Origin of the sequence: Actinokineospora sp. PR83 (genome assembly GCF_021056305.1) — a bacterium.
GTDB classification, from domain to species: Bacteria; Actinomycetota; Actinomycetes; order Mycobacteriales; family Pseudonocardiaceae; genus Actinokineospora; species Actinokineospora spheciospongiae.
The window spans coordinates 1-26,984 of record NZ_JAJCXD010000047.1; the positions used below are offsets into that span (position 1 = coordinate 1).

Here is a 26,984-nt window from a genome sequence, read left to right on the forward strand (position 1 = left end):
CGTGCTGGTGCTGCTCGCGGTGGTCGGCGTCGACCCGGTGGTGCGCGAGGAGCCGACCTGGACCTCCTCGTTCACCCGCGTGGGGACCGACTGGCCGCTCCCGCCGTTGGCGAACGCGGCCACGGCGGCGAACACGGTGGAGAGCACCACACCGGAGACACCGAGGATGGCGTAGGACGAGCGGCGCAGGCCGGGCCGGTCCTCGGGCGGGGCCACCTCGGCCCGGTCGATCGGATCAGACATGAACCGTTAACCCTTCCTGGACTTCCGGTGCCACTCCCGGCGCCGCCCCGCGGCCCGGCGGTGCGCCGGATCGCGGTCGGGACGCACGTCACGACGCGGTAACGTATCACCCGGCGACAAAACCACCCGCCCGGGCGCGGGCGGGTGACGGGTCTGGTGTACAGCACGATAGCGGGGTGTCCGAGGTGGCCGGGGAACCGGATGTGCGGCTGACGGCGTGGGTGCGCGGCACCGTCCAGGGCGTCGGCTTCCGGTGGTGGACCCGGTCCCGGGCGCTGGAGCTGGGGTTGGTCGGCTGGGCCCGCAACACCGCCGACGGCAGGGTCGAGGTGGTGGCCGAGGGCACCCGGGCGCGCTGCGACGAGCTGCTGGCCGTGCTGCGGTCGGGCCGGTCGCCGGGGTCCGTCGAGGTGGTGGTGGAGCAGTGGGGAGCCGCCAAGGGAGACCTGCCCGGTTTCGTCGAGCGGTGAACCGGGGGGCGGCGGACGGCGTAGTCCCTGGCGTGCCCACCCCCGAGGAGGACGACGTCTTCGTCCGCGAGCTCTACGACCGCTACCGGCGGCCGCTGCTGGGCTACGCGCTGCGCGCGGTGGGCGGCGACCACCAGCGCGCCGAGGACGTGGTGCAGGAGACGCTGCTGCGCGCCTGGCGCAACGCCGGGACGCTGGAGGCCGACAAGGCCGGGCCGTGGCTGTACACGGTGGCGCGGAACCTGGTGATCACCGGCTACCGCAGGCAGCGGGCGCGGGTCGCCGAGGTGCCGATCGAGGACAAGGACTGGCCGCGCGCCGGGGACGAGTTCGAGCAGGTCCTGCAGGGCTGGCAGGTGGCCGAGGCGATGCGGGCGCTCTCGCGCGACCACCGCAACGTCATCGCCGAGCTGTTCTACCGGCGGCGGACCGTGGCGGAGGCGGCGAAGGTGCTGGGGGTGCCGCCGGGCACGGTCAAGTCGAGGTCGTTCTACGCGTTGCGCGCCCTGCGCGACGCCCTGGAGGAGCGGGGGGTGACGGAGCTGTGACCTGCACGAAGACGATGTCCCTCGGCGCCTACCTGCTCGGCGCGCTGGACCCGGCCGAGCGCGCCGACTTCGAGGCGCACCTGCACCGGTGCGACGCCTGCCGCGGGGAGCTGGTGCGGCTCTCGCCGCTGCCGGGGCTGCTGCACCGGGTGCGCGTGGAGGACTTCGAGGACGCCGTGGAGCCCACCGAGGCCGACCTGCTGGTCGTCTCGGAGCCGGAGCCGCGCCGCGGGGTGTGGGCGAAGCGGAAGGTGCTGCTCAGCGCGGCCGCGGCGGTGGTCGTGCTGGCCGCGGCCGGGCTCGTTGGCTTCGAGGTGCTGCGCCAGGAACCGGCGTCGACCCCGCCGTCGGTGAGCTGGTCGGCGACCGACTCGGCCAGCGGGGTCCGCGCGGACGTGCGGCTCATCGACCGCTCCTGGGGCACCGAGGTCAAGATCAAGCTACGCGACGTGCCGCCGGGCAAGCCGTGCAAGCTGGTGGTGCGCGGCCGCGACGGCAACCGCGAGGTCGCGGGCTGGTGGGGCAGCGGCGGGCAGGACGAGGAGATCCCGGGCAGCACCTCCATCGACCGGTCCAGCATCAGCCGGGTCGAGGTGGTGACCGACGACGACATCGTGCTGGTCGACGTGCCCGCACCCGCCTGACCGCGTCGGCCCCCACCTGGGGGACCTCGCCGCGGGCCCCGGGTAGTCTCATCCGGATCGCGGCAGCAGTCGGTAACCTGGAGGGTCCCGCCCAGTGCACCTCAAGAGCCTGACGCTGAAGGGGTTCAAGTCCTTCGCCTCGGCGACGACGCTGAAGTTCGAGCCGGGGATCACCTGCGTCGTCGGCCCCAACGGGTCCGGCAAGTCCAACGTGCTCGACGCGCTGCGCTGGGTCATGGGCGAGGGCAGCGCCAAGGGCCTGCGCGGCGGCAAGATGGAGGACGTCATCTTCGCGGGCACCGCGGGCCGCGCCCCGCTTGGCCGCGCCGAGGTGACGCTGACCATCGACAACGCCGACGGCGCGCTGCCGATCGAGTTCGCCGAGGTGTCCATCACCCGCCGGATGTTCCGCGACGGCGCCAGCGAGTACGAGATCAACGGCAACGGCTGCCGGTTGATGGACGTGCAGGAACTGCTCAGCGACTCCGGCATCGGCCGGGAGATGCACGTCATCGTCGGGCAGGGCCAGCTCAGCGCCATCCTGGAGTCCAAGCCGGAGGAGCGCCGCGCGTTCATCGAGGAGGCCGCGGGCGTCCTCAAGCACCGCAAGCGCAAAGAGAAGGCCATCCGCAAGCTCGACGCGATGCAGGCCAACCTCACCCGGCTCACCGACCTCACCGCCGAGCTGCGCCGCCAGCTCAAGCCGCTGGGCAAGCAGGCCGAGATCGCCCGCAAGGCCCAGTCGGTGCAGTCGGAGCTGCGCGACGCCCGGCTGCGCCTGCACGCCGACGACCTGGTCACCCAGCGCGCCGACATCGCCCGCGACGAGGCCGACGAGGCCACCGCCCGGCGCAAGCGCGCCGAGGTCGAGCAGGCCCTGGAGATCGGCCACGCCCGGCAGGCCGAGCTGGAGGAGCACCTGGCGGTCGACGCGCCGAAGCTCGCCGCCGCCCAGGAGACCTGGTACCGGCTCTCCGCGCTGGAGGAGCGGCTGCGCGGCACGGTCCGCCTGGCCGTCGAGCGCGCCCGGCACCTGTCGGCGGCGGGCGAGGCCCCGCGCGGCGGGCGCGACCCGGAGGAGCTGGAGGAGGAGGCCGAGCACACGGCCATGCGCGAGGCCGAGCTGTTCGAGGCCGTCGCCGAGGCCCGCTACACCCTGGCCGAGTCGACCGAGCGCCGCGCCGAGCTGGAGCGGATGGTGCAGGCGGCGGAGAAGGCGCACCTGGCCGCGGTCCGCGCCATCGCCGACCGCCGCGAGGGCCTGGCCAGGCTGTCCGGTCAGGTGGAGGCGTTGCGCAGCAAGGCGAACGCGACCGGCGAGGAGATCGAGCGGCTGTCGGTCGCCCTCGGCGAGGCCCGCGAGCGCGCGGAGGTCGCCGCCGAGGAACTGGCCGAGGAGCAGGCGGGCACCGAGGTCGAGGACACCGACGACGCGGGCCTCGCCGAGCGCCACCAGCGGGCGGTGGAAGCGAGCGACGCCGCCAGGGCCAGGGTGGACGAGCTGGTCCGGGCCGAGCGGCAGGCCGAGCGCGACATCGCCTCGTGGAGGGCCAGGGTCGACGCGCTGTCGCTGGGCTTGGCCCGCAAGGACGGCGCGGGCGCGCTGCTCGCCGCCGCCGACCGCCTGCCCGGGCTGCTCGGGTCGGTGGCCGCGCTGCTGACCGTGGAACCGGGTGCGGAGGCCGCCCTGGCCGCCGCCCTGGGCCCGGTGGCCGACGCGGTCGCCGTCGCCGACCCGGACGGGGCGGTGGAGGCGCTGCGGATGCTGCGCGCCGGGGACGCGGGCCGAGCCGGTCTGCTCGTCGGCGGCGCGTTCACCGTCGACCGGTCCGGGTGGCCGGTGCTGCCGCCGGGCGCGCGCTGGGCGGTCGACCTGGTGCGCGCGCCCGAGGCGCTGCTGCCCGCGGTGCACCGGGCGCTGGACCTGGTGGCCGTGGTGGAGGCGCTGCCGTCGGCGCGGGCGCTGGTCGCCGAGCACCCGCAGGTGCGGGCGGTGACCGGTGAGGGCGACCTGCTGGGCGCGCACTGGGCGATCGGCGGTTCGGAGCGGGCGCAGAGCGTCATCGAGGTGCAGGCCGCGGTGGACGAGGCCAACGGCAAGCTGGCCGCGGCCGAGCGGGCGCTGGAGCACTCGGCGGCGGCGCTGGAGGGCGCCCGCGCCGAGCAGCAGGCCCGCCGCGACGACGTGACCGCGGTCAAGGAGCTGATGAACGACGCGAAGGTCCGCGCGGCCCGGTCGTCGGAGCGGCTCAACCGGCTGCGCCAGGTCGTCCGCTCGGCCGAAGCCGAGGTGGAGCGGGCCCTGACCCAGCGCGGCAAGGTCGAGGCCAGCCGGGAGGAGGCGCTGGTCAAGCTCGCCGACCTGGAGGAGCGCCTCGCGGTCGTGCAGGACGAGCAGGTCGAGGACGAACCGGACTCCGCCGAGCGCGACGAGTACGCGGGCGCGCTGGCCTCGTCGCGGCAGGAGGAGATGGAGGCGCGGCTGACGCTGCGCACCGCCGAGGAGCGCCACCGCGCGCTGCAGGGCAAGGCGGACCAGCTCCGCCGCGCCGCCCGCGCCGAACGCGAGGCCAGGGAGCGCGCCGCCCGCGCGATGGCCGCCCGGCAGCGCGGTGCGACCGTGGCGCAGGCCGTGGTCGACGGCGGCGAACTGGCCCTGGAGCGCATCGCGCTGTCGCTGGCCCGCGCCGCCGAGGAGCGCGACGTGGTGCAGGCGCAGCGGGCCGAGCGCGAGCGGGTCCTCACCGACGTCCGGGCCAAGGTCCGCGAACTGTCGTCGGAACTGGAGAAGCTCGTCGACGCCGTGCACCGCGACGAGGTCCTGCGCGCCGAGCAGCGCCTGCGACTGGAGCAGCTCGAGGTCAAGATCGCGGAGACGTTCGGCATCGGCCTCGACGACTTGGTCGCCGAGTACGGCCCGGACGTGGCGGTCCCGCCGTCGCCCGCCGAACTGGCCGAGTACGAGGCGGCCCGCGAGCGCGGCGAGGAGGTCTCCACCCCACCGTCCACACCGTACGACCGCGAGACCCAGGCCCGCCGGGCCAAGCGCGCCGAGCGCGACCTGACCCTGCTGGGCAAGGTCAACCCGCTGGCGCTGGAGGAGTTCGCCGCGCTGGAGGAGCGCTACAAGTTCCTCTCCACCCAGCTCGAAGACCTCAAGGCCACCCGCCGCGACCTCCTCACGGTCATCAAGGAGGTCGACGACAAGATCCTGGAGGTCTTCACCTCCGCCTACTTCGACGTCGCCAGGGAGTTCGAGACGGTCTTCGACGTCCTGTTCCCCGGCGGCGAGGGCCGCATGATCCTCACCGAACCGGACGACATGCTCGCCACCGGGGTGGACGTCGAGGCCCGCCCGCCGGGCAAGAAGGTCAAGCGCCTGTCCCTGCTCTCCGGCGGCGAGAAGTCGCTGGTGGCGGTGGCCATGCTGGTCGCCATCTTCCGCGCCCGCCCCTCACCGTTCTACGTGATGGACGAGGTCGAGGCCGCCCTGGACGACACCAACATGCGCCGCCTCATCGGCCTGCTGGAACAACTGCGCGCCAGCAGCCAGCTCATCATCATCACCCACCAGAAACCCACCATGGAGATCGCCGACGCCCTCTACGGCGTCAGCATGCGCGGCGACGGCATCACCCAGGTCATCTCCCAGCGCCTCAACGAATCCCGCCCCGCCCCCGCCCACATCACCGCAGCCAAGGCGAAGGCCGAACAGGCAGCGGCGGACGCGGCCCGGGCAGCGACCGAGGCCGCTGCGCCCGCTGAGCCGATCACTGACTCCCAAGCTCCCTCTGAACCCCAGGCGCCCCCCGGTGAGGCAACACCGGCGGCAGAACAGGGCCAACCCCCCGTTCTCCCTGAGCAATAGCTCAGCCACCCGGTCCCACATCGTCGAGCCGGTGGCGTGCCCACGTGCGCGCGGCGGCGGTCAGACCGGCGCGATGCGCCAACGGCTGCTCCTGTTGCAGGAACGCCCAGATGCCCGCGATCGCCACAGCGAACGCGGTACGGGCTGCCGGGGGCGTCGCGCGCCAGACCGGCACCACCTCGGCCCACCGTTCCGCAGCGGGAGCCGGGTGTCCGGCGTCGATCAGCCGGGCGATCAGGAAAGCCACGTCCACGGCGGCATTGGCCTTGCGCGACCACGCCCAGTCCACCACCTTCGCACCGCCGCCGCCGACAAGGATGTTCAGTGGGTGCAGGTCTGTGTGGGCGAGGTCGTCGCCGTCGACCAATTCGATCGCGCGCGACTCCCAGTCGATGAGCAAGTCGAGGTGTGCCTTGGCCCAACCGTCGAGTTCGTCGGGGATGTCCACGGCGAGCCTGCGCCACGCGGCCAACCTGGCCCACTGCTCGGCGAGGCGGGGCGCCTCGGCCGGGCAGTGGGCCAGTTCATCGGTCAGGGCGGTCACCACGGCGGCCACGGCCACGAGGTCCGGCGACCCGGGGGCCAGGTCGGCGTGCCGCCCGGGCACAGGGTCGAACCCGAGCAGCAGCCATCCATCGGCCTCGGTCCGCCACCGCAGTGCCGGTGTGACAGCCCCGGGCAACCACGGGTTGATGTCCGCTTCGTGGCGGTGCATCCGCCCGCGCTTGCCCTCAGAACCCGCGATCCCCTTGCAGAACACCGTCCCGCCTGCCGAGTGCAGCACGGCCGAGAAATCGGAGTTGCGGCCTGCCGGAGAGGTCTCGGTGTGCAGCACCTTCCCGGTGGCTTCCTCAATCGCGGTGCGAACCGCCAGGGGCAACTCGCCCCAGGGGCAACTGGCCATTGTCTTCCTCTGGACTATGCGGGTGGCGGTGGTGGATCGTCGTGACAACCGTTGTGGCAACCGCTGCACTTCTGGCACTTTGACCCCGAAGTGGACCAGAGGTCCTCGTCGAGGGCCAAGCCTGTGCGCTCGATGGCCTCCACGGTGCGTACCAGAGTGGCACGCGCATTGTCCCCATCGGCATTGCGGTCGTACTCGCTCGTCGGCACGTGGTGGATGAAGCGGCCTGCGATGCGATGACAGAACTGAGCGTAGTCCCGCGTGTGCAGGATGAACGTGTGCCACCCGACGTCCACCAACTCACTCGGCGCCAGCGGGTCAGCGGTGTTGACCGCGCACGCGGCGAGGAAGGCGAGGGCTTGGTCCACGACCCGCTCGGCGAGGCTGCGGTCCATCTCCTCTTCCGCACCGATCCGGCGGACCAGTCGGTCGAACAGGCCGGCATCGATCAGCGATCGGCCTGTGGTGCGCTGAATTTTTTCAACAGCGATCACGTGAACTCCTCCGTTTCGTCACCGCGCCGGTCAGCGCGGAGAGTCAAAGCATCTGCGAAACCAGGTGCGCTACGGCCGGGAGGGAGCAGGGCAGCCACCTTGAGCGGGCAACGTCAACAACCCGTCGATGACCTCGTCCAGGTTCCCACCGCGCTCCCAGGTGATCTCGCCCTCGCGGTCGCAGCGCAGTGCGGCGGCATCGGTGTCGTGGCGCACCCGGATCGCGTCCACCGATCCATCAGGCCATGTGCGCACACCATGGGTCTCGACCGAGTGGCCGTCCGCCACCGGCGGCGGCAGGAACATCCACCCGGCGTCTGACACTGTGATCAGGCGCTCCAACTGGGGGAAAGCGGCCATCGCCACCTCGTCAGTGCTCACACGCCCAGTGCGCGCAGCCACCAAGAGCCCGACCGGCGACGAGACTGAATCCCGCACAGCCATCGAGGGCTGCCTGTGGGTGTTGACCAGGCGAATTCGGCCATTGTTCTCAGCTCTGTTCACAGGAAGTGACGCTACGATCACCCGACGGCTATGAAAACCGACCGGGAGTACGAGTGCGCCCCCGACTGCCGGGGTACGAAAGGCGGCGAGGATGCGGAAGAGACCAACAACCCTGACCAGCGGTCAGGGTTCGCGATCCACCGGCGTCATTTCAGGTTTCGTATTCCAACTGGCCCGCCGAACCGCAGGTCTCACCCAAGAACGACTGGCTGAGTCGTTGAGTGTGGACGTGACCACCTTGCAGAGTTGGGAATCCGGGCGGCGCCCCCTCGCCGCGATGCCCGCCGGGGACTTCTTCCGACTCGGTGACCGACTCATCCACCTGGGAGCACCACCCTCCACCCGACGGCACCTGAGAGAGGCACTGGAAGCCGATCTGGTCTTGGCCACCGGGATCACGGCTGCGGATACCTGGATCGAGCCGGTTGTGCATCCCTTGGCGACGCAGGTACACCGCCGCAGCCTGACCAATCTGATCACTTGGCCACTGACCGGCAAGCCGCCGTCCCAGCTGACCGAGTTCACACCAAAGGTCCCCCGACGTGGGCCTGGTACACGGCAACCACATCTTTCAACCGAAGAAATCCGCCGGTTGTTCGATCACCTGGTCACCGTGGCCGAACGGGGCAGACATCCAGAAGATGCACTGCTGCGCAGACAAGCTGTGTACCTGCTCAGCTTTGACAATCGACCGCACATCGTGGACTGGCTCCGGGAGGAGTGGCGGAGAGCAGGCCGCAGATTGTCGCCGGATGGGGACATCGCCACCCTGATGGAAGCCCGGTCCGCGTCAGTTGCCCTGGCATCGACCGGCGATGAGAGCAGCCTGCACGACTTCCTCACCGTCACCGCCGACACAACAGCGGAGACAGTGAACCTGAACTACTGGGCACACTGGATCGGCGAATCGCCCGGCGAGCAGAACAGCGACGACTTCATGCGTGACATCGACACCCGCCTTTGGTTTGGGACAAGACTGCTACACCACCTCACCGAGCGCCTGGTCCCCACTTCTCTGCACCTACCACTGAACCTGCATACGATTCACGCGCTGGTAGCCTCCCGACCCACACTGCTCACTGATGCGGCCACCATTCGCCAGCCGCTCGCCGAAGCCCTGGACCGCGTGGCTTCCGCAGGCCCGCTGACGCGCATCGGCCACAGTCAAGTCACGGGCCTGCACTATGCTTTGCGCATCGCCAAGCGGTAGGAGAACCGTGTCCGACCAGACCACCGACGCCACCGCAGTGGCCGCTTTCGGTTATGAACTCGGCGTTCTCAAGCGCATTCGACGCAGCGGGTGGTGGCACGTCGGGGTTCGCGATCCGGAGTCCGTCGGCGAGCACACCGCCCGGGTGGCCCAGCTCGCGGCGTTGATCGCCGCGGAGGAGGGGGCCGACCCCGCCCGAGCGGCGTTCCTGGCCCTCTGGCACGACACGCAGGAGACCCGTACGGGGGACCTGCCGCACACCGTGAAGGGCTACCTCACCAAGCCCGACCCCCGGCAGATCACCGCCGACCAGACCGCTGGCCTGCCGGGCGCCGCCCGCGAACTGGTGCGCACGGCCGTGGACGAGTACGAGGCGCGGGAGTCCCCGGAGGCGCGCTGCGCGGCCGACGCGGACAAGCTGGAGATGCTGCTGCAAGCCGTCGAGTACCGCGACACCGGTGTCCAGCGGGTGGACGGCTGGATCGACTCCGCGCGGGCGGGTCTGACCACGGCCACCGGGCGCCGGATCGCCGAGGCGGCGCTCACCGTGTCGCCCCTGGCCTGGCGCGAGCGCTGATCCGCTCAACACAGGCGCAGGAGCATCGGCCGCGCAACGCGGGTCGAGGTCAGACCTCCAGCCGGTAGCCCATGCCCGCCTCGGTGATCAGGTGCCGGGGCGTCCCGGGGTCGTCCTCCAGCTTGCGCCGCAACTGGGCCAGGTACACGCGCAGGTAGTGGGTTTCCGACTCGTACCCCGGTCCCCAGACCTCGCGCAGCAGTTGGCGCTGCGGCACCAGCTTGCCCCGGTTGCGGGCCAGCAGTTCCAGCAGCCCCCACTCCGTCGGTGTCAGGTGGACTTCCGTTCCGGCCCGCGACACCTTCCGGGCCGCCAGGTCCACCGTGAACGACGCGGTCCGCACCACCGGTTCGTCCGCCACCGGGGCCGCGCGCCGCACGGCGGCGCGCAGGCGGGCGAGGAGTTCGTCCATCCCGAACGGTTTGGTGACGTAGTCGTCGGCGCCCGCGTCGAGGGCGGCGACCTTGTCGCCGCTGTCGAGCCTGGCGGACAGGACGAGGATGGGGACGGAGGTCCAGCCGCGCAGGCCCTCGATGACCTCGACCCCGTCGAGGTCGGGCAGGCCGAGGTCGAGGACCACCACGTCGGGGTGGCGTTCGGCGGCGGCGCGCAGGGCGGCCGCGCCGTCGGCGGCGGTGACGACCTCGTACCCGTGGGCGGTGAGGTTGATGCGCAGTGCCCGCACGATCTGCGGTTCGTCGTCCACCACCAGCACTCGGGTCACGGGGACACGGTAGACGCCGGAGCGGGAGCGGGCCCCCGACGCCCGCTCCCGCTCCGCCCCCCTGCCGCCGGGTCTCCCCTACCCGGTGGTCGGTGGTGTCGGCGGCTGCGCGGCGGGCGCCGACGGGGTGGTGGTCTCGGGTGGTGCGGTGGAGGTCGGCGCAGTGGAGGTCGGCGCGGCCGACGGCGGCGGGGTCGGTGCGGTGGACGCAGAGGGAGCGGTGGGTGTGGGGCTCGGGCCCGCCACCGGGGGCAGGGGCACGAACGGCATGGTCGTGCTCTCCACGCAGCCGTACCGGCCGTAGTCGACCTCGGGCTGCGGGTACCGGTTGCTCGTGTCCTCGGAGTGGAGGCCGCCCCGGGAGTTGCAGGTCGAGCTGTACGAGCGGAGCGGGGTGCCGTCCTGGTCGTAGAGGTAGAACACCGGGATGGGCTTGCCCTGGGCGTCCACCGCGTACAGGTTGGTGACCGTGCTCCCGTCGTAGGTGAGACCGGAGGTGGAGTAGCCCGCGTACCCGTACCCGTACGGGCGGGACGAGGCTTCCGCGTCCGAGAAGACCGACAGGGCCAGGGCGATGGCGACGCCCACGGTGAACGCGTTGGCGGCCAGGACGACCGGCAGCCAGCGGCGGTCGTGGCGCACGCGCGGACCCGACCACAGCAGGACCGCCACCACGATGCCGATCAGGACGAAGCCACCGGAGCGGATCATCAGGGCCGCCACCAGCGCCACGGCGAGCAGCACGATGCGCACCAGCCACCACGCGGGTTGCAGGCCGCGCAGGTACGCCGTGATGTGCGCGGGCACCGCCTCGACGGCGGAGCGGCCCGCCCGGCGCGCGGCCTGGTACTCGGCCAGGGCCTCGACGTCCGCGCGGCCCACCCGCCGGGAGTGCAGCAGCCACAGCGCCGGGAGCAGCGCGAGGGCGACGACGAACAGGACCGCGAACCGCTCCGGTTCGTAGCGGTTCTCCACCGCGATCCCGGTGATCAGCGCCACCACCAGGGTCAGCCCGGTGATCCACAGGACGTACCTGGCCAGGAAGGCGCGGCCCGCCCCGCGCCGGACCGGCGCCGGGGGCGGTGGTGGGTAGTCGCCCGCCGCGCGGAGTTCGTCGGCGTAGGACTGCGGGGTGCCCAGGCGGGCGGTGAGCGCCGGGAGGGAACCGGTTTCGCCGTAGACCTCGTAGACGTTGGGTTCGACGTCCTCCATGATCTCGGCGACCTCGTCGGCGGGGAGGTCGGACAGCGCCGACCGCACCTCGGTGAGGTAGTCCTCCAGTCCCGGGCGGGTGTCGATCTCGCCGTTCACGCCGCCGCCCCCTTCCGCAGAATCGCGTCCAATGTCTCCTGGAAGGCGCGCCACGCCTTCTCCGACTCGACCAGGCGCGCCCGGCCCGCGTCGTTCATGCCGTAGTACTTGCGGTGCGGCCCCTCGTCGCTGGGCACCACGTAGGACGTGAGCAGGCCCGCCTTGTAGAGCCGCCGCAGCGTTCCGTAGACGGAGGCGTCGCCCACCTCCCCCATGCCGCCGCCGCGCAGCCTGCGCAGCACGTCGTACCCGTAGCCGTCCTCGTCCTGGAGCACGGCGAGCACGGCGAGGTCCAGCACCCCCTTGAGCAACTGGCTCGTGTCCATCGATCCCCTCCCCGGTATCGCGCTAGGAACACTATTGCGCAAAGCGCAGTACCGCGCAAGGCGCGGAACAGCGGAGTTGACGAAGTGCAGCTCAGGGTGCGGGAACCTGGTGGGTCAGAGCTGGAAGCCCGGCGGGTGCGGCTGGCACCGGGGGCAGGAGAACGAGGACCGGTTCATGAACGGCTCGCGGCGGATGGGCCTGCCGCAGCGCGGGCACGGCTTGCCCTCCTGGCCGTAGGCGTTCAGCGACCGGTCGAAGTAGCCGGATTGGCCGTTGACGTTGACGTACAGGGCGTCGAACGAGGTGCCGCCCGCCCGGAGGGCCTGGTTCATCACGTCGGTGGCGGCGGTCAGCAGTTCCGCCGCCTTGGCCCTGCTCAGCCCGTCGGCGGGGCGGGCCCAGTGCAGCCGGGCCAGCCAGAGCGCCTCGTCGGCGTAGATGTTGCCGATGCCGGAGACCACGGTCTGGTCGAGCAGGGCGCGCTTGACCTCGGTCCGCCTGCGCCGCAGCGCGGCGACCGCCGCCGCCGGGTCGAAGTCGGGGTCCATCGGGTCGCGGGCGATGTGGGCGACCGGGGTGGGCAGGGGCACGCCGTCGACCTCGGTGACCTCCTCCACGGACAGGCCGCCGAAGGTGCGCTGGTCGACGAAGCGCAGTTCGGGGCCGCCGTCGGCGAAGGAGACGCGCACCCGCAGGTGCAACTCGTCGGGGGCGCCCACGGGCTGGACCAGCATCTGGCCGCTCATCCCCAGGTGGGCCAGCACCGCCTCGCCGGAGCTGAGGTCGACCCACAGGTACTTGCCACGGCGGCGGGCGTCGGTGAACGAGTGCCCGACCAGCCGGGCGGCGAAGTCGACCGCACCGGGGACGTGCCTGCGGATGGCGCGCGGGTGGAAGACGTCCACCTCCGCGATGTGCCTGCCCACGACGTGGTCGCGCAGGCCGCGGCGGACGACCTCGACCTCGGGGAGCTCAGGCACCGTCCCCGGCCGAGGAGATCTTCTCGGTGAGCTCGCGCCAGGCCGCCTCGGCGGCCTTCTGCTCGGCTTCCTTCTTGGTGCGGCCGTCGCCGTTGCCGTAGCCCTGGCCGTTCACCACGACGATGGCGGTGAACTCCTTGCGGTGGTCCGGCCCCTCCTCGCGCACCCGGTACTCCGGGACGCCCAGGCCCGCCGACGCCGTCAGCTCCTGGAGGCTGGTCTTCCAGTCCAGACCGGCGCCGCGCAGCGGGGCCTCGGCCAGCAGCGGGTCGAAGTGCTTGTGCACGACCCGGCGCGCGGTGTCGATCCCGTGCTCCAGGTACACCGCGCCGATGACCGCCTCCATGCCGTCGGCGAGGATGCTCGCCTTGTCCCGGCCGCCGGTCAGCTCCTCGCCCTTGCCCAGCAGCAGGTGCGCGCCGAGGCCGCCGGGGCCGAGGCCGCGGGCGACCCCGGCCAGCGCGTGCATGTTGACCACACTGGCCCGCAGCTTCGCCAACTGGCCCTCGGGGAGGTCCGGGTGGGTGCGGTAGAGGTGGTCGGTCACCACCAGGCCGAGCACCGCGTCACCCAGGAACTCCAGCCGCTCGTTCGGGGGCAGGCCCCCGTTCTCGTACGCGTACGAGCGGTGGGTCAGGGCGAGCACGAGCAGCTCGGCGTCCAGTTGGACGCCGAGCGCGTCGAGCAGCGTCTCAGGCTCCGCGGTGGGCCCGCGGGACGCCTTGGCCCCCATACCTGGTTCTACTTCCGCCGGAGGGTCACGCGGGCTGGGTGACCTGGCGACCGTCGTACTGGCCGCAGGTCGGGCAGGCGATGTGCTGCGGCTTGAGCTCGCGGCACGCCTTGTTCGAGCAGTTCACCAGGTGCACGGCACTGGCTTTCCACTGCGAACGGCGCGAGCGGGTGTTGGAACGCGACATCTTCCGCTTGGGGACGGCCACGACTGAATCTCCTCTGACGAGCTGTGTGTGCAGGACTCGGGCGGTGAAGCTGAGCGGACTACTGACCCGACCCCTGTTGGAACCGCTCCTGCAGCGCGGCCCACCGAGGGTCAATGGTCTCATGCCGGTGATCGGGCCCGACCTCGGCCCACTTGCCGCCGCACTCGGCGCACAGGCCCGCGCAGTCCGGTTCGCACAGCGGCACGTGCGGCACGGCCAGCACGACCGCGTCGCGGACCACCGGTTCCAGGTCGACCAGGTCGTCGACGAGCCTGCTGACCTCGTCGTCGTCGGTGGTCTCGTCGGTCGTGCTGTCCGGGTAGGCGAACAGCTCGGTGATGTCGACGTCGACCTCGGAGGTGATCGGGTCCAGGCACCGGGAGCACTCGCCCTCCAGGGTCCCGACCGCGGTCCCGGAGACCAGCACGCCCTCGACCACCGACTCCAGCAGCAGGTCCAGCTCGACCTCGGCACCGGCCGGGACGGCGATGACGCCCTCCAGCCCGATGGCGTGGTTGGCCTGCGCCGTGCGGCGGACGGGTCGGCTCGACCCCGGCCGCCTGCCCAGCTCGCGGGTGTCGATGACCCAGGAACTGGTCAGGACCGGTCGGTCCTGCTGGCTCTTGCGGGAAGAGGACATGGCTCGCTCGTCAGCACCTTCTGCGGGGGTTCGTCCGACCACGCGGTCAACCAGGTCAGGGTACGCGAATCGGCGCCCGCGGCGAAATCCGGATGCGGCTCAGGCGCCGTCGTAGTCGAACGGGGCGCCGTGGCCGTCGAAGGCGGGGGCGGCGACCCCGGCGGGCACCGCGCCCATCCCGCCGCGCAGGTGCACCCGGCCCTTGCCGACGGTGCGCAGGGTGTGCGAGAGCAGCTCCTCGAACTCGCCGAGCTTGCCGTCGACGTAGGCGTCGCACTCGGCGCGCTGGCGGGCGGCCTCCTCGGCGGTGGCGTCGAGGATGCGCGCGGACTCGGTCCGCGCGGCCTGCACGACCTCGGTCTGCGACACCAGCCTGCCCTGCTCGAAGCGGCCCTCCTCGACGGCGCGCTCGTAGGACTCGCGGCCCGCCTGGGTCATCCGGTCGGCCTCGTCGCGGGAGCGCCCGACCAGGTCCTCGTACTCGGCGCGGCCCGCGGCGGCGACCCGGTCGGCCTCGTCCTGGGCGTCGGCGACGAGCCGGTCGGCGTGCGCGGCGGCCTCGGCGACCAGGCGATCGGCCTCGGCGCGGGCGTCGGCGACCATGGTCTCGGCGTCCAGCCTGGCCTTGCTGAGCATGGACTCGGCGGCGTGCTCGGCGGCGCCGATGATCTCGTCCTTGCGGTCGAGCACGTCCTGGGCGTCGTCCACCTCGGTGGGCAGCGCGTCGCGGACCTCGTCGAGCAGTTCCAGGACGTCACCGCGGGGCACCACGCACCCCGACGTCATGGGCACGCCCCTGGCCTCCTCCAGGATCGTCACCAGTTCGTCGATCGCCTCGAAGACCTTGTACACAGCTCCACCTCCACCACGGCTCCCGCACCGATTCTGCCGCAGGTGGCGCGGTGGGGCGGGACGCAGGCCCCGGGCGTGTCCCCGCCCGGCGCCCGCGTCCCGGGGCGAGCGGGAATCAGACGTCGATCAGGGAGAAGCTGCCGTAGTGGTCGCCGGTGTAGAAGTACTCGCCACCGCCGCCGGTGACGATGCGGCGGGCGCCGCGGTCGCCGGAGCCCGGGGTGATGACCGTGTACTCGTGGTAGTAGCCGGTCGCGCAGGCGGGCAGGACGCCCTCCCGGTTCTGGAACACGGTGCCGTCCTGGGTGAACGGGAACGGGCCGCCGGTCTGGATCAGCTCGTAGGTGTCGGTGGCCTGCACGGGCAGGGCGGACAGCCGGACGAGGTCGTAGCTCGACGTGTTGCCGCACGCGGGCTGGGCGAGCGCGGTGGCGGCCGGGTCGGGCAGGGCCGGGGCAGCCGTGGCCGGTCCCGCGAGGCCGAGCAGGGCGAGGGTTGCGAACACCAGCGCGAGGAGGGGCTTCACCATCTTCAGTGTGATGTTGCTCATTAACCAACAGTAACCTGATGTGGTGAGCACTCCAATACGGAGAGGTGAACCCGCTGTGGCAGTCTGATCACGTGGAGATCCGACCAGCCCGAGCCGAGGACGTTCCCGCGATCGTCGCGATGCTGGCCGAGGACCCGCTGGGCGCGAGCCGCGAACTGCCCGGCTCCCCCCGCTACGACGAGGCCTTCCGGGCCATCGACGCCGATCCCCACCAGGTCCTGGTCGTCGCCGAGGAGGCGGGCGAGGTCGTCGGCACGCTCCAGCTCACCCTCACCCCCGGGCTGTCCCGCATGGGCGCCACCCGGGCGACCATCGAGGGCGTGCGGGTGCGCGCGGACCACCGCGGCGCCCGGCTCGGTGAACGGCTGTTCGAGTGGGCGATCGACACCGCCCGCGAGCGCGGCGCGGTCCTGGTGCAGCTCACCACCGACGCCTCCCGCAAGGACGCGCAGCGCTTCTACCAGCGGCTCGGGTTCGTGGCCAGCCACGTCGGGATGAAGCTGCCGCTGTAGCGGAGACCAGGACCGCGGCGGGTTCCTAGCCCTTGTCCCGCTGCTCGGCCAGCCGGACCAGCAGGCGCTTGTGGACCTCGGGGGGCAGCATGTCGACGACCTCGCCGCCGAACGCCGCGACCTCCTTGACCAGCGAGCTCGACAGGTGGCTGTACCCGGGCCGGGTCGGCACGAACAGCGTCTCCACCCCGGTGAGCTGCTGGTTCATCTGCGCCATCGGCAACTCGTAGTCGAAGTCGGTGGCCGTGCGCAGGCCCTTGACGATCGCCTGCACGCCGTGCTCGGCGCAGTAGTCGACCGTCAGGCCGTACCAGGAGTCGACCCGCACGTTGCCCAGGTGCCCGACCGCGCTCGCCAGCAGCTCGATGCGCTCCTCGACGGTGAACAGGCCCTTCTTGCTCTTGTTCACCCCGACGAGCACCACCACCTCCTCGAACAGGCGCGACGCCCGTTCGAACACGTCGAGGTGACCGTTGGTCGGCGGGTCGTAGGAACCGGGGCAGACGACTCGGGTCATGCCCGGAAACTACCGGAGGCGGCCCCGGCGTCCAGCCCTGTTCACCGACGTGTCACCTGCTCAGCCCCGGTGCGTCGCCCAGAACAGCTCGGTGTCGCCGTAGCGGCGGGAGCGGTCCGCGACCAGCTCCGGCGGCCAGCCGGGCTCCCCGGCCCTGGCCGCCCGCTCGACCACGACGGTGCTGCCCGGGGCGGTCCACCCCCGCTCCACCAGGGCGGCGAGCGCGGCGGCCAGTTCGGTGTCGGCGATGGCGTAGGGCGGGTCGGCGAAGACCACGTCGTAGGGCGCGTCCGGCGGCGTGGCCAGGACGGTGGCGACCTTGCCCGCGCGGACGTCGGCGCCGGGCAGCCCGACCGCGCCCGCGTTGCGGCGCAGCACGCCCACCGCGTCGCGGTGGTGCTCGACCAGGGTGGCCAGCGCCGCGCCGCGCGACAACGCCTCCAGCCCCAGCGCGCCCGACCCGGCGTAGAGGTCGAGCACCCGGGCGCCGCGCAGGCCCACCGACGCCTCCAGCGCGCTGAACAGCGCCTCCCGCACCCGGTCCGACGTCGGCCGGGTGCCCTTCGCGGGCACCCCCAGCCTGCGCCCGCCCGCGGTCCCGGCCACGATCCTGGTCACCACCCCATCGTGCCCGATCACGGGTCACCGACCGCACCGCGGGGCACCCGAGGGGGTGAGGCGGAGCACATAGACCCGGCGGCCGATTCCCGGCCGCGACAAAGCGCGTAATCTCGCTTTTCCCGTCCGAACGAACCGTGGGAGCGCTGGGTGTCGGAAACCTCGGTGAGAGAGGCCGAGATCGCGGTCGAGCAGAAGCACGTCGACGTCGTCTACACGCGGGTCGCCGAGATGCGCGACGAGGCGGAGGCCATGCGCGACCGCGGCGACGAACTCGCCCACGGCGCGCGCAACGAAGCCGTCTTCGAGCAGGCGGCGATGCTCTTCGAGCGCGACGTGATGGTGCGGCACGCGAACCAGATCCTGCGCTCGCTCGACGCCGAGCACGAGGGCCTGGTGTTCGGGCGGCTGGACACCACCGACACCGAGACGATGTACGTCGGCCGCCTCGGGGTGCGCGACAGCGAGTTCGACAACCTGGTGACCGACTGGCGCGCCCCCGCGGCGGCGCCGTTCTACCAGGCGACCGCCGAGCAGCCGATGGGCGTGATCCGGCGCCGGGTGATCCGCTCCACCGGCCAGTCCGTGGTCGACATCGACGACGACCTGCTGATGCCCGAGGCGCGGCAGGACACCATGCCGGTGGTCGGCGAGGGCGCGCTGATCGCCAGCCTGACCCGGGCGCGCGGCGAGAACATGCGCGACATCGTGGCCACCATCCAGAAGGAGCAGGACGAGGCGATCCGGGCGCCGTGGCGCGGGGTCACCGAGATCACCGGCGGCCCGGGCACCGGCAAGACGGCGGTCGCCCTGCACCGGGTGGCGTACCTGCTCTACCGGGACCGGCGGCGCATGGGCGGCGCGGGTGTGCTGGTGGTCGGCCCGTCCCCGGCGTTCACCTCCTACATCTCCCGGGTGCTGCCCTCGATGGGCGAGGACACCGTGGAGCTGCGCTCGCTGAGCGACCTGCTCGACGGGGTCAGGGCCACCCGCACCGACCCCGGCCCGGTCGCGGCGGTCAAGGGTTCGCTGCGGATGCGCCGGGTGTTGAAGAAGGCCATCCGCGAGGCCCCCGCCGACGCCCCGACGGAACTGCGCATCGTCTACCACGGCGAGGTGCTCAAGCTCGACGCGCGCGAACTGGCGCGGGTCCGGGCCTCGGTGCACAACGGGCGGCGCCCACCGAACCAGTCCCGGGTCGACGCGGCCGAGGCGCTGCTGGAGGCCCTGTGGCGCAAGGCGGAGTCCTACGAGGACTTCCCGGTCAAGCGCGCGGAGTTGATCACCGAGCTGGGCGAGCGGATCGACTTCCACCGGTTCGTCGTCGTGTGGTGGCAACTGCTGACCCCCGCCGAGGTGCTGCGCGGCCTGTCCGACCGCCGCAGGCTGGCCAGGATGGCCGGGCGCGGCCTCACCCGCGCCGAGGTCGACCTCCTGGCCGACTCCTGGGCCGACCCGGAGGCGGGCTTCACCGTCGCCGACGTCGCCCTGCTCGACGAACTGCGGGTCCTGCTGGGCCGCCCCCCGAGGCGCAGGCACCGCAGCCGCGACAACCAGCTCCCACCCCCGCGCGAGGACTACGACGAGTACTCCCACATCGTGGTCGACGAGGCCCAGGACCTCTCCCCGATGCAGTGGCGCATGGTCGGCAGGCGCGGCAAGTACGCGAGCTGGACCGTCGTCGGCGACCCGGTCCAGTCCTCCTGGCCGGACCCGGCGGAGGCCCGGCAGGCCCAGGAGGCCGCGTTCGGCGGACCGCGCACCCAGCACCGCCGCTTCGCGCTGCGCACCAACTACCGCAACTCGGCGGAGATCTTCGCACTGGCGGGCCGGGTCGTCAGCCACGTGGCCACCCCCGACCAGCTCCCGCACGCGGTCCGCAGCACCGGCGTCGACCCCCTGGTCCAGGTGTGCGCGCAGGAGGACCTGGACACCACCGCCCTCAAGGCCGCCGCCGACCTGCTGTCCGAGGTGGACGGCACGGTCGGCATCATCACCGCCTCGGCCAGGCTCCCCGAACTCCGCACCGCCGCCGAGGGCCTCGGCGAGGACCGCCTGCGCGTGGTCGACGGCCTGGAGTCCAAGGGCCTGGAGTACGACGCGGTGGTCTTGGTCGAACCCGGCGAACTGGTCGCCGAGTCCACCACGGGCCCGCGCACCCTCTACGTGGCGCTGACCCGCGCCACGCAGCGGCTCACGGTCCTGACGACGGACGAGACGTGGCCCGACGGGCGCTGATCGGATCCCCGGAATCAGCACGAGGGCCGCGCTCCCGCCAGGGGCGCGGCCCTCGCCGTGGGGGTGGGTGATCAGCCCGGCACGGGTTCGCGGGAGCGGATCACCGCGGTGCCGATCGGCGGTACACGGTCAACTGGACGCGCTCGTCGACGTGCCGGGTCGGCACCCCGAGGAACACCGTCGGCGAAACCACTGGGGCATAGGCCAACCGCATGGTCGTCAACCCGTAGTACCAGCGCCCCCGTCCGAGCGCGCTCGCAGTGCGGTGCGTCATCTGCCAGCACACCCACTCACCGGGCCGCAACCGCACCGCGGGTGGGCGCCGCCGCGGGAGGGAACCCGCCGTCGAACCCAGCATGACCCGGAGCGTCCCGTCGGCCTCGCGCAACCGCACCGCGTCCCGCTCCGGCAAGGCGCGCACCACCGATGAGCGAGGCGCGAAGTCGTCCTCCCACTCCCGCATCTCGACCGCGTGCACCACCGGCGCCACCACCTCCGGCAGCACGAACGCCGTCGGCAGCGCGTTGCGGCGGGCAGCCGCAGCACCACTGCGCGACTCCTTCGTCCACCACGTCCGCACCCACTGCACCACCACGTCCACCGCGACAGCATCCCACCTGACACCACCCAGGCGGGTGAATCGACTCAGCCAGGAGACAAAGCCGAGCTGACCACCCCAACCGGCGGCCCAGCCACCCGGAGCCCCACGGGCGCAGCCGCCGACCACCCCCGCAACCGCAAGACTGGCGGCCAGCCACGCGGAACCCCCACCGTGCGCAGTTGCCGACCACCCAACAAACCGGCGGCCCGGCTACGGAAATGCCCGGGTGGGTGGATCTGCTTGGGTGGGGGTGCCGATCATGTGCAAGCCTGCTCGGGCTGTGGGGCATCTTTTCGCCCCACTCGGTCACACTGGGCACATGATCGGCGTAGGGGCCCCGCCCAAGCGGATCCACCCACCCGGGCAGGCCCCGAAAACTCCCGGGCTTTGATACACAGGCACTGCCGAGCAGATCCACCCACCCGGGCACCACCACCAAACGACCGGCTCTCAAAGCGATGCACGGCCGGGCGAATCCACTCGGCCGTGCATCAGCTTGAAAACGAGGCCCTAGGACAGCACGGCCAGCAGGTCGCCGCCTTCCACCTGCTGCACCCCACCGATCGCCAGCCGCGCCACCGAACCCGCCTTCGGCGCGGTGATCGCGGCCTCCATCTTCATCGCCTCGATCGTGGCGATGGTCGCCCCGGCCTCCACCCGGTCGCCCTCGGCGACAGCCAGGGTGACCACCCCGGCGAACGGCGCGGCGACGTGGTCGGGGTTGGCCCGGTCGGCCTTCTCCGCGACCGGGAGGTCGGAGGCGACCGAGCGGTCGCGGACCTGGATCGGGCGCAGTTGGCCGTTGAGGGTGGCCATCACCGTGCGCACGCCGCGCTCGTCGGCGTCGCCGATGGCCTCCAGTTCGATGAGGAGGGTGACGCCCTTCTCCAGGGAGACGGCGTACTCCTTGCCCTGTTCCAGGCCGTAGAAGAAGTCCTTGCTGGCCAGGACGCTGGTGTCGCCGAACTGGTCGCGGTGGGCCCGGTACTCCTGGGTGGGTCCGGCGAACAGCAGGCGGTTGAGGGTGGCGCGCGGGTCCTCCGCCAGGCCCGCGCGGTCCTCCTCGGTCAGCTCGGCGACGCCCTTGGGGGCGGGGCGGCCCTGGAGGGCCTTGGTGCGGAAGGGCTCCGGCCAGCCCCCGGCCGGGTCGCCGAGTTCGCCGTGCAGGAAGCCGATGACCGAGGCGGGGACGTCGAAGCGGTGGGGTTCGGCCTCGAACTCGGCAGGGTCGACCCCGGCGCCGACCAGGTGCAGGGCCAGGTCGCCGACGACCTTCGACGACGGGGTGACCTTGACCAGGCGGCCCAGCATCCGGTCGGCGGCGGCGTACATGGTCTCGATCTCCTCGAACCGGTCGCCCAGGCCCAGGGCGACGGCCTGGGTGCGCAGGTTCGAGAGCTGTCCGCCGGGGATCTCGTGCAGGTACACGCGGCCGGTCGGCGCGGGCAGGCCCGCCTCGAACGGGCGGTAGACCTTGCGCACGATCTCCCAGTACGGCTCCAGGTCCGACACCGCCTGCAGCGACAGCCCGGTCTCGCGGTCGCTGTGGTCGGTGGCGGCCACGATCGCCGACAGCGACGGCTGCGAGGTGGTGCCCGACAGCGACGCGACCGCGCCGTCCACCGCGTCCACCCCGGACTGGATGGCGGCCAGGTAGGTGGCAAGCTGCCCGCCCGCGGTGTCGTGGGTGTGCAGGTGCACGGGGAGGTCGAACTCCTTGCGCAGCGCGGTGATCAGCCGGGCCGCGGCGGGCGGGCGCAGCAGGCCCGCCATGTCCTTGACCGCCAGGACGTGCGCGCCCGCGCCGACGATCTGCTCGGCCAGCTTGAGGTAGTAGTCGAGGGTGTAGAGCTGCTCGCCGGGGTCGGACAGGTCGGCGGTGTAGCAGAGGGCGACCTCGGCGACGGCGGTGCCGGTGGCGCGCACCGCCTCGATGGCCGGGCGCATCTGCTCGACGTCGTTGAGCGCGTCGAAGATGCGGAAGATGTCGATGCCGGTCTTGGTGGCCTCGTCGACGAACGCGTCGGTCACCTCGGTCGGGTACGGGGTGTACCCGACGGTGTTGCGCCCGCGCAGCAGCATCTGCAGGCAGATGTTCGGCACCGCCTCGCGCAGCGCGGCCAACCGGTCCCACGGGTCCTCGGCGAGGAAGCGCAGCGCCACGTCGTAGGTGGCGCCGCCCCACGCCTCCAGCGACAGCAGCTCCGGGGTGGAGCGGGCCACGTGCGGGGCCACGGCGAGCAGGTCGCGGGTGCGCACCCGGGTGGCCAGCAGCGACTGGTGCGCGTCGCGGAAGGTGGTGTCGGTGACGCCGACGCGCACGGATTCGCGCATCCACCGGGCGAAGCCCTCCGGGCCCAGTTCGACCAGCTTCTGCTTGGAGCCCGCGGGCGGCTCCGCGGACAGGTCGACGGGGGGCAGCTTCTCCACCGGGTCGATGACCTTGGGGCGCTCGCCGTGCGGCTTGTTGACCGTCACGTCGGCGAGGTAGGTCAGCAGCCGGGTGCCGCGGTCGGCGGAGTGCCGGGCGGTCAGCAGGTACGGGCGCTCCTCGATGAAGGCCGTGGTGACCCGGCCCGCGCGGAAGTCCGGGTCGTCCAGGACGGCCTGCAGGAACGGGATGTTCGAGGCCACGCCGCGGATGCGGAACTCGGCGACGGCGCGCTTGGCCCTGCGCACCGCGAGGTCGAAGTCGCGGCCCCGGCAGGTGAGCTTGACCAGCATGGAGTCGAAGTGCGCGCTGACCTCGGCGCCCGCCGCGGTGCCGCCGTCGAGGCGGATGCCGCTGCCGCCAGGGGAGCGGTAGGCGCTGATCAGCCCGGTGTCCGGGCGGAACCCGTTGGCCGGGTCCTCGGTGGTGATGCGGCACTGCAGCGCCGCGCCGCGCAGGTAGATGTCCTCCTGGCGCAGGCCGAGGTCGTCGAGGGTCTCCCCGGCGGCGATGCGCAGCTGCGCCTGCACCAGGTCGACGTCGGTGACCTCCTCGGTCACCGTGTGCTCGACCTGGATGCGCGGGTTCATCTCGATGAAGACGTGGTTGCCGCGGGTGTCGAGCAGGAACTCGACGGTCCCCGCGTTCTTGTAGTTGATGTGCCGGGCGAAGTCGACCGCGTCCTGGCAGATCTTGTCGCGCAGCTCCGACGGCAGGTTCGGCGCCGGGGCGATCTCGATGACCTTCTGGTGGCGCCGCTGCAGGGAGCAGTCGCGCTCGTAGAGGTGGATGACGTTGCCCGCGCCGTCGGCGAGGATCTGCACCTCGATGTGCCGGGGGTCGAGCACCGCCTGCTCCAGGAACACGGTGGCGTCGCCGAAGGCCGACTCGGCCTCGCGCATCGCCGCCTCCAGCGCTTCGCGCAGGCCCGCGGCCTCCTCGACCCGGCGCATCCCGCGCCCGCCGCCACCGGCGACGGCCTTGACGAAGATCGGGAACCCGATGTCCTCGGCGGCGGCCAGCAGGCCCTCGACGTCCTCGGACGGCTCCGACGAGCGCAGCACCGGCAGGCCTGCCTCGCGCGCGGCGGCGATGGCGCGGGCCTTGTTGCCGGTCAGCTCCAGGATCTCCGGGCTCGGGCCGACGAAGGTGATGCCCGCGTCCGCGCACGCCTTGGACAGCTCGGGGTTCTCCGACAGGAAGCCGTAGCCGGGGTAGACGGCGTCGGCACCGGCCTTCCGCGCGGCCCCGACGATCTCCTCGACCGACAGGTACGCCCGCACCGGGTGCCCCGGCTCGCCGATCTCGTAGGCCTCGTCGGCCTTCATCCGGTGCTGGGAGTTGCGGTCCTCGTGCGGGAAGACGGCGACCGTCCCGGCGCCGAGTTCGTACCCGGCTCGGAACGCCCGGATGGCGATCTCGCCTCGGTTGGCGACAAGCACCTTGCGGAACATGCCCGGTTACCTCCTGCTGACTCAGGGACGGTTGCAGGAGGTTACCGTGGTTTTCCCAGGCACCGGGAGGATCGTTCCGCGTGACGGGCACCATCCCGCCCGACCCCCCGGACCGGGTCGGCCTCCTGCGGTCGAGATTCTCCCCGCAGGCTCTCACCCCCGGCGCGATTGTGCCGGGCGTGCGGGTATTCGCCGTGCTCCGGACCGGTCCACCGGCGTTCTCCCGCACCGGGGTGAGTGTCGGCCGTCACGCCGCCCCGCTCTCGCCGGGCGGTTGCCGCGGGGTTCCCGCGCACCGCGGGGACCACCGGAAGATCGTCCACGTCGCACCCCGGCGCTCCCGGTCGACTACCGTGCGTGACGTGCGCCCGGGGTGCGGGTCGGGCGCACGTCCGCCCGGTCAGCCGCCGAAGGGTCCGGTGTGGAGGATCAGGTTCGGGGTGCCGGTCGGGAACGGGCACGGGGTCGGCACGGCGGTGCCGACCACGGCCGCGTGCACCTGCGCGGCGGTCAAGGTGGGGTTGACCGCCACCCGCAGCGCGGCGGCGCCCGCGGTGAAGGCGGAGGAGATGGAACTGCCGGACAGGGTGTTGGTGCCGCCACCGGGCCACGGGCCCCGGATGTTCTGCCCGGGGGCGTGCACGTCGACGGTGGGGCCGTAGTTGGAGTTGCTCGCGCGGCAGTCGGTGGTGGTCAGCGAGCCGGAGACCAGCGCCTCGGTGACCCGCGACGGCGAGTAGTTCGCCGCGTTGGCGGCCGAGCCGCCCGCGGCGACGGAGACGGTCACCCCGGAGGCGATCACCCGGCGCACCGCGGCGTCGATCGCCGTGCTGGGGCCGCCGCCGATGCTCATGTTGACCACGGCGGGCTTGACCGCGTTCGCGGCGATCCAGTCCAGCCCGGCCACGACCTGGGAGGTGGTGCCCGAGCCGGAGGCGTTGAGGACCTTCACCGGGACGATCCGGACCTGCTTGGCCACGCCGTGCGCGGTGCCGCCGACGATGCCCGCGAGGAAGGTGCCGTGGCCGTTGCCGTCGGCGGTGGAGCCGGACCCGGTGGCGTCGTGCCCGGGCAGCAGCCTGCCCGCGTAGTCCGGGTGCGCGCTGACGCCGGTGTCGACGATGTAGGCGCGCACGTTCGCCGCGGTGGTCTCGTAGTGGTAGTTGGCGTTGAGCGGCAGGGCGGGCTGGTCGATGCGGTCGAGGCCCCAGTTCGGCGGGTTGGGCTGGTCGGCGAGGGCGTGCACGGTGCCGTCGGGTTCGACCGCGGCGACGGCCGGGTCCGCGGCGAGGGCGGCGGCCGCCGAGGGGGTCAGGCGGGCGGTGTAGCCGGGGCCGCGCGCGGGCGTGACCACGTAGTCGGCGGTGGCCTCGCGGGCGGCGGTCCCGTGGGCGGGCAGCGCGGTGGCGGCGGCGCCGAGCAGCACGAGAGCGGCCACCGCGAGGAGCGGGCGGCGGGTGCGAGTGGGTTTCATGTCTCCCTCGTTAGCGGCGCGGTGCGAACCGGGCAAGGTTCACCAATTGCCGGAGTGGTCCGCCACCATCGGCAGAGTGGTCCGCCACCATCGACAGAGCGGTCCGCCACCATCAGCAGAGCGATCCGCCATCATCGACAGAAGGCCCTGCCGCCATCAGCGAAAGGCCCTGCCGCCGTCGGCAGAGGGGCTCACCCCCATCGGCGGAGCGGCTCGCCGCCATTGACCCGGCACCATTGGCGGAGCGCCGCCACCGAACGCTTGTCCGGTTTTATCGCCCCGGTTCGGCGGGACAACTTGTCACCCGTTCGAGTGAGTCCGGTTCGCGGCGGAAGCGGGAAAGACCGGAATCCGCTGGCCACGATGCGTCATCGGCCGAACACGAGAGGATATCGGGAACGGTCGGAAATGGAACGAGCCCGGAAGCGGTTCCGGTATGACCGGATAGGACAGAAGCATTTCGGAAGCCTTGCCGGGCAAGGATTTCATCCACAGGTGAGCAATCCAACCTCGTGTCCGCACCCGACACCACCCGGGTGCGCTCACCGCGCCGAGGGCGACCCGAGTTGCTCCGCTGTTCGATACGGAGAATTATCGTGGGCGCCGTGTTCACCCGGCAGGCGGTCATACTAAAGTGAGGCAATGCCCTCTGGTGACGCCGCCGAGTCGAACGACCGGCTCCCCCACTTCGACACCGTCCTGCGCGGCTACAACCCGCGGCAGGTCAACGAGCGAGTCACTCGCCTGACCTACGACCTCCGCCACGCCACGAAGGACCGGGACGAGGCGGCGAGCAAGATCGGCGAGCTGACCAAGTCGCTCGGCTCGTTGCAGCAGCAGCTACTGGAGACGACCACCCGGCTCAACCGCATCAGCGCGAACCCCAACAGCACCGAGGGCATGACCGAGCGGGTCCGGCTCATGATGCAGCTGGCCGAGGAGGAGATCGCCGAGTTCAAGCGGCAGGCCGACGAGTACGGCAAGTCGACCCGCGCGGACGCGGAGGCCTACGCGGCCAACACCCGCAAGGAGGCCGACGGCTACTCGGCGGGCACCCGCAAGGGGGCCGACGAGTACGCGGCGCAGACCCGGCTCAAGGCCGAGACCTACGCCACGAACACCGGCAACAAGGCCAACGAGGCGGCGGCCAACACCAGGGCGGCGGCGGACAAGTACGCGGCCGACCTCAAGGGCAAGCACGACAAGATGATCGTGGACCTCGAGGAGCGCCGCAAGCAGCTCGAGGCCGACTACACCCGCAACCACGCGGAGCTCGACGCCGAGTACGAGGGCATGCGCGCGAGCCTGACGGCCGAGCACAAGAAGCTCATGGCCGACGCCCGCGCCGAGGT

26 protein-coding genes and 1 pseudogene are annotated in these 26,984 nt (G+C 72.1%); 9 read left to right on the plus strand and 18 right to left on the minus strand.

Annotation, left to right across the window (positions count from 1 at the left end):
- Window positions 1–243: hypothetical protein (locus tag L6E12_RS17110; RefSeq protein WP_374201892.1), on the minus strand; the 243-nt coding region annotated here is incomplete at its 3' end.
- Between the two features lie 176 nt (window positions 244–419).
- Between L6E12_RS17110 and L6E12_RS17115 the strand changes: the two genes are divergently transcribed.
- The 4 genes from L6E12_RS17115 to smc all read left to right on the plus strand — a co-directional run bounded on the left by L6E12_RS17115 (window position 420) and on the right by smc (window position 5,773).
- Window positions 420–713, plus strand: coding sequence for an acylphosphatase (locus L6E12_RS17115; RefSeq protein WP_236228924.1), 294 nt, complete (start codon window positions 420–422; stop codon window positions 711–713).
- Between the two features lie 32 nt (window positions 714–745).
- Entirely contained in the window at window positions 746–1,261 is a 516-nt protein-coding gene (locus tag L6E12_RS17120) for a sigma-70 family RNA polymerase sigma factor (RefSeq protein WP_233438615.1), read from the plus strand.
- A complete protein-coding gene (locus L6E12_RS17125; protein WP_236228925.1) occupies window positions 1,258–1,905 on the plus strand; it encodes an anti-sigma factor in 648 nt (215 codons plus the stop codon). Before L6E12_RS17120 ends, L6E12_RS17125 begins: the two co-directional genes overlap by 4 nt.
- Window positions 1,906–1,999: 94 nt before the next feature.
- A complete protein-coding gene (smc, locus tag L6E12_RS17130) occupies window positions 2,000–5,773 on the plus strand; it encodes a chromosome segregation protein SMC (protein WP_236228926.1) in 3,774 nt (1,257 codons plus the stop codon).
- Between the two features lies 1 nt (window position 5,774).
- Here the strand turns inward: smc and L6E12_RS17135 are convergent, their stop codons facing one another.
- The 3 genes from L6E12_RS17135 to L6E12_RS17145 form a co-directional block, all read right to left on the minus strand.
- Window positions 5,775–6,608, minus strand: a complete 834-nt coding sequence (locus tag L6E12_RS17135) for a phosphotransferase family protein (protein WP_236228927.1) — start codon at window positions 6,606–6,608, stop codon at window positions 5,775–5,777.
- Window positions 6,609–6,691: 83 nt separating this feature from the next.
- A complete protein-coding gene (locus tag L6E12_RS17140; RefSeq protein ID WP_236228928.1) occupies window positions 6,692–7,171 on the minus strand; it encodes a hypothetical protein in 480 nt (159 codons plus the stop codon).
- A 69-nt stretch (window positions 7,172–7,240) separates the two neighbouring features.
- Window positions 7,241–7,552, minus strand: a complete 312-nt coding sequence (locus L6E12_RS17145; RefSeq protein WP_236228929.1) for a hypothetical protein — start codon at window positions 7,550–7,552, stop codon at window positions 7,241–7,243.
- A gap of 214 nt (window positions 7,553–7,766) precedes the next feature.
- Between L6E12_RS17145 and L6E12_RS17150 the strand changes: the two genes are divergently transcribed.
- Window positions 7,767–8,885 carry a helix-turn-helix transcriptional regulator gene (locus L6E12_RS17150; protein ID WP_255683247.1) on the plus strand — a complete coding sequence of 373 codons (1,119 nt, stop codon included), beginning with the start codon at window positions 7,767–7,769 and terminating at the stop codon, window positions 8,883–8,885.
- 7 nt (window positions 8,886–8,892) lie between these two features.
- Complete coding sequence (locus tag L6E12_RS17155) at window positions 8,893–9,462, plus strand: HD family hydrolase (protein ID WP_374201893.1); 570 nt, start codon at window positions 8,893–8,895, stop codon at window positions 9,460–9,462.
- A 49-nt stretch (window positions 9,463–9,511) separates the two neighbouring features.
- Here the strand turns inward: L6E12_RS17155 and L6E12_RS17160 are convergent, their stop codons facing one another.
- From L6E12_RS17160 to L6E12_RS17200, 9 genes are all read right to left on the minus strand, one after another.
- Window positions 9,512–10,186, minus strand: a complete 675-nt coding sequence (locus L6E12_RS17160) for a response regulator (protein WP_236228932.1) — start codon at window positions 10,184–10,186, stop codon at window positions 9,512–9,514.
- A gap of 78 nt (window positions 10,187–10,264) precedes the next feature.
- Complete coding sequence (locus tag L6E12_RS17165; protein ID WP_236228933.1) at window positions 10,265–11,497, minus strand: hypothetical protein; 1,233 nt, start codon at window positions 11,495–11,497, stop codon at window positions 10,265–10,267.
- On the minus strand, window positions 11,494–11,823 hold the full coding sequence (locus L6E12_RS17170) for a PadR family transcriptional regulator (RefSeq protein ID WP_236228934.1): 330 nt from the start codon (window positions 11,821–11,823) through the stop codon (window positions 11,494–11,496). Before L6E12_RS17170 ends, L6E12_RS17165 begins: the two co-directional genes overlap by 4 nt.
- Window positions 11,824–11,937: 114 nt before the next feature.
- Window positions 11,938–12,804, minus strand: a complete 867-nt coding sequence (mutM, locus tag L6E12_RS17175; protein ID WP_236228935.1) for a bifunctional DNA-formamidopyrimidine glycosylase/DNA-(apurinic or apyrimidinic site) lyase — start codon at window positions 12,802–12,804, stop codon at window positions 11,938–11,940.
- Window positions 12,797–13,537: a ribonuclease III gene (rnc, locus tag L6E12_RS17180; RefSeq protein WP_110082042.1), complete on the minus strand. Its 741-nt coding sequence runs from the start codon at window positions 13,535–13,537 to the stop codon at window positions 12,797–12,799. Before rnc ends, mutM begins: the two co-directional genes overlap by 8 nt.
- Window positions 13,538–13,562: 25 nt before the next feature.
- Entirely contained in the window at window positions 13,563–13,745 is a 183-nt protein-coding gene (rpmF, locus tag L6E12_RS17185; RefSeq protein WP_236228936.1) for a 50S ribosomal protein L32, read from the minus strand.
- 58 nt (window positions 13,746–13,803) lie between these two features.
- A complete protein-coding gene (locus tag L6E12_RS17190) occupies window positions 13,804–14,385 on the minus strand; it encodes a DUF177 domain-containing protein (protein WP_035284115.1) in 582 nt (193 codons plus the stop codon).
- A 99-nt stretch (window positions 14,386–14,484) separates the two neighbouring features.
- Entirely contained in the window at window positions 14,485–15,237 is a 753-nt protein-coding gene (locus L6E12_RS17195; RefSeq protein ID WP_035284113.1) for a DivIVA domain-containing protein, read from the minus strand.
- A 115-nt stretch (window positions 15,238–15,352) separates the two neighbouring features.
- Window positions 15,353–15,787 carry a ribonuclease gene (locus tag L6E12_RS17200; protein ID WP_236228937.1) on the minus strand — a complete coding sequence of 145 codons (435 nt, stop codon included), beginning with the start codon at window positions 15,785–15,787 and terminating at the stop codon, window positions 15,353–15,355.
- A gap of 71 nt (window positions 15,788–15,858) precedes the next feature.
- On the opposite strand from L6E12_RS17200, the gene L6E12_RS17205 reads away from it, so the two are divergent.
- On the plus strand, window positions 15,859–16,299 hold the full coding sequence (locus L6E12_RS17205; protein WP_200873395.1) for a GNAT family N-acetyltransferase: 441 nt from the start codon (window positions 15,859–15,861) through the stop codon (window positions 16,297–16,299).
- Between the two features lie 25 nt (window positions 16,300–16,324).
- Here the strand turns inward: L6E12_RS17205 and coaD are convergent, their stop codons facing one another.
- Together coaD and rsmD are read right to left on the minus strand one after the other, a co-directional pair.
- Complete coding sequence (gene coaD / locus L6E12_RS17210) at window positions 16,325–16,816, minus strand: pantetheine-phosphate adenylyltransferase (protein ID WP_035284110.1); 492 nt, start codon at window positions 16,814–16,816, stop codon at window positions 16,325–16,327.
- A gap of 60 nt (window positions 16,817–16,876) precedes the next feature.
- Window positions 16,877–17,434, minus strand: coding sequence for a 16S rRNA (guanine(966)-N(2))-methyltransferase RsmD (rsmD, locus tag L6E12_RS17215; RefSeq protein ID WP_236228938.1), 558 nt, complete (start codon window positions 17,432–17,434; stop codon window positions 16,877–16,879).
- Between the two features lie 150 nt (window positions 17,435–17,584).
- On the opposite strand from rsmD, the gene L6E12_RS17220 reads away from it, so the two are divergent.
- Window positions 17,585–19,672, plus strand: coding sequence for an ATP-binding domain-containing protein (locus L6E12_RS17220; protein ID WP_236228939.1), 2,088 nt, complete (start codon window positions 17,585–17,587; stop codon window positions 19,670–19,672).
- 100 nt (window positions 19,673–19,772) lie between these two features.
- Here the strand turns inward: L6E12_RS17220 and L6E12_RS17225 are convergent, their stop codons facing one another.
- The 3 genes from L6E12_RS17225 to L6E12_RS17235 form a co-directional block, all read right to left on the minus strand.
- The gene (locus L6E12_RS17225; RefSeq protein ID WP_236228940.1) at window positions 19,773–20,273 is read right to left on the minus strand and encodes a hypothetical protein; all 501 of its coding nucleotides are present in this window, start codon (window positions 20,271–20,273) and stop codon (window positions 19,773–19,775) included.
- A gap of 510 nt (window positions 20,274–20,783) precedes the next feature.
- Window positions 20,784–24,158 carry a pyruvate carboxylase gene (locus tag L6E12_RS17230; protein ID WP_236228941.1) on the minus strand — a complete coding sequence of 1,125 codons (3,375 nt, stop codon included), beginning with the start codon at window positions 24,156–24,158 and terminating at the stop codon, window positions 20,784–20,786.
- Between the two features lie 400 nt (window positions 24,159–24,558).
- Window positions 24,559–25,632 (minus strand): S8 family peptidase, encoded by a 1,074-nt coding sequence (locus L6E12_RS17235; protein WP_255683248.1) that lies wholly within the window; start codon window positions 25,630–25,632, stop codon window positions 24,559–24,561.
- 642 nt (window positions 25,633–26,274) lie between these two features.
- On the opposite strand from L6E12_RS17235, the pseudogene L6E12_RS17240 reads away from it, so the two are divergent.
- Window positions 26,275–26,984, plus strand: a pseudogene (locus tag L6E12_RS17240) (hypothetical protein); the annotation flags it as partial.